Here is a 2,614-nt window from a genome sequence, read left to right as displayed (position 1 = left end):
TATGATGACGGCATCTTATGTAATTGGATAGTGCGATGAAAAGACACCCGTATTTACAGCCATTATCTCGCGAGCATCACCCTGGGTTGGTGATTAGTAATAAGGCGATGCAGGCGAACGAAGCAGATTATATGATGCATTGGCAGGCGTTGATAGATTATCTGACCATACAGATTCCAACCCACTTTGAAGTTGAGAAGACGTATATTGCTGATGTCATACTCGCCAAGCTCAATGAAGACGAAGCGAAGATGCTCGCTACAGAGATGCTAAAGCAGCACGATGATATTGAAGCCTTGATGGGCATAAAGCAGCCCGGCGTGTCTGATGTGCAGGCGCTGGCTCGGGCATTGTATGATCATATCCGCTTTGAGGAGCGTGAAGTGTTTGCGAAGGCGCAGACGGTATTAAGCGAAGCTGAATTAAAGGTGATCTATGATGCGTCTGATGATCGAGTCAAAAGATATGCCAAGAATCGTTAATTTATTGAAATTAAGCTAATAGAATGGCTCTTATATATTCCAATAAATTAATTAAAATATAAAAATTATAAATTATTTTTATAAAAAAGATGTGATATAATCACATAAAACCAAATAAATACCCAGACCATAGGAGTATGATATGGCAGGCAAAACCCTTTACGATAAACTTTGGGACGACCATTTGGTCAAACAACGTGATGACGGTTCATCACTTATCTATATTGACCGCCAACTGTTACATGAAGTAACGTCCCCCCAAGCCTTTGAAGGCTTAGAGCTTAATAACCGTAAGCCGTGGCGACTGTCGGCAAATATCGCAACGCCCGACCACAACGTTCCTACATCTAGCAAAGAGCGTGAACAAGGCATTGCAGGGATTGCTGATGACACCTCTCGCATTCAGGTTAAGACCCTTGATAACAACTGCAAATCGTTTAATGTTGTACAATTTGGCATCAATGACGTACGCCAAGGCATTGTTCATGTAGTTGGGCCTGAGCAGGGTTTGACCCTACCAGGGATGACGGTGGTGTGTGGGGATAGCCATACCGCCACGCATGGGGCGTTGGGCTGTTTGGCTCATGGTATCGGCACAAGTGAAGTAGAACACGTCCTTGCCACGCAGTGCCTTGTGCAAAAGAAAATGAAAAATATGCTGGTGAGAGTGGACGGTAAATTGGGCAAAGGCGTTACGCCAAAAGACGTTGTACTTGCTATCATCGGCAAAATCGGCACGGCAGGTGGAACAGGACACGCCATTGAATTTGGTGGACAGGTGTTCCGTGATATGTCCATTGAAGGGCGTATGACCGTGTGTAATATGGCGATTGAAGGCGGTGCTAGAGTCGGTCTTGTGGCGGTGGATGATAAGACGATTGACTATGTCAAAGGTCGCCCCTATGCCCCAACAGACGATGATTGGGAGCGTGCGGTCGCTTATTGGAACACTTTGCATTCTGATGATGACGCTCATTTTGATACGGTGGTCGTGCTAAATGGCGATGAGATTGAGCCACAGGTGTCGTGGGGTACGTCCCCCGAAATGGTGATTCCCATTAGCCAAAACGTGCCAACCCTAGCCGATGCCAAAGATGACGTACAGCGTAACGACTGGACTCGTGCCTATCAGTATATGGGGCTAACGGCAGGACAACCGCTATCCGAGATTCAGCTTGACCGTGTGTTTATCGGCTCTTGCACCAACTCACGCATTGAAGACATTCGTGCAGCGGCAGAAGTCGTCAAGGGTCGCAAGGTCGCCCCAAGTATCAAACAAGCGATGATTGTGGCAGGGTCTGGCTTGGTTAAAGAGCAAGCTGAAAAAGAAGGTCTTGATAAAATCTTTACCGAAGCAGGCTTTGAATGGCGTGAACCGGGCTGTTCTATGTGTCTTGCGATGAATGCTGATAAACTGCAATCAGGCGAGCATTGTGCCAGCACGTCCAACCGCAACTTTGAAGGTCGTCAAGGCAATGGCGGTCGCACGCACCTTGTCAGTCCTGCCATGGCGGCAGCGGCGGCGATTGCAGGGCATTTTGTGGACGTGCGGACGTTTTGAGAGAAGGAATAAAAGATGAAAAAATACACCACCGAAATCGGCATTGTTGCTCCGTTAGACCGTGCCAATGTGGACACCGATTTGATTATCCCCAAACAGTTTTTAAAATCCATTAAACGCACAGGTTTCGGCGATAATTTATTTGATGAACTTCGTTATATGGACGAAGGTTTTTTAGGGCAGGACATTGCCAAACGCCCAAAAAACCCTGATTTTTTGCTAAACCAAGAGCGTTATCAGGGGGCGACCATTTTGCTTGCCCGTGCCAATTTTGGCTGTGGGTCTAGCCGTGAGCACGCCCCTTGGGCATTGAACGAATACGGTTTTCGCACTGTGATTGCCCCAAGTTTTGCCGATATTTTTTATAACAACTGCTTTAAAAATGGTATGCTCCCTGTGATTTTATCAGAGAGCGACATTGATGAATTATTTAAAGAATGTTTTGATAATGTTGGCTATCAATTAACCGTGGATTTGGCAAATCAAAAGGTGATTAGCCCAAGCGGTAAAGAATATGCGTTTGAAGTGGACGCATTTCGTAAGCATTGCTTATTAAATGGTTTGGACGATA

At 46.0% G+C, this 2,614-nt stretch carries 3 protein-coding genes; all 3 read left to right on the top strand.

Annotation, left to right across the window (positions count from 1 at the left end; translation table 11 throughout):
* Positions 1 to 35 precede the first annotated feature (35 nt).
* Positions 36 to 482 (top strand): hemerythrin domain-containing protein, encoded by a 447-nt coding sequence (locus tag GY683_RS01530; RefSeq protein ID WP_297287077.1) that lies wholly within the window; start codon positions 36 to 38, stop codon positions 480 to 482.
* 142 nt (positions 483 to 624) lie between these two features.
* A complete protein-coding gene (leuC, locus tag GY683_RS01525; RefSeq protein WP_297287076.1) occupies positions 625 to 2,043 on the top strand; it encodes a 3-isopropylmalate dehydratase large subunit in 1,419 nt (472 codons plus the stop codon).
* 15 nt (positions 2,044 to 2,058) lie between these two features.
* Positions 2,059 to 2,614 (top strand): 3-isopropylmalate dehydratase small subunit (gene leuD, locus GY683_RS01520; protein ID WP_297287075.1); only part of this gene is annotated, 556 nt, incomplete at its 3' end.

Source organism: Moraxella sp., assembly GCF_024227015.1.
Taxonomy (GTDB): Bacteria; Pseudomonadota; Gammaproteobacteria; order Pseudomonadales; family Moraxellaceae; genus Moraxella.
Note: the sequence above shows the minus strand (reverse complement) of the source record. Positions and strands in the feature narration are given on the sequence as shown.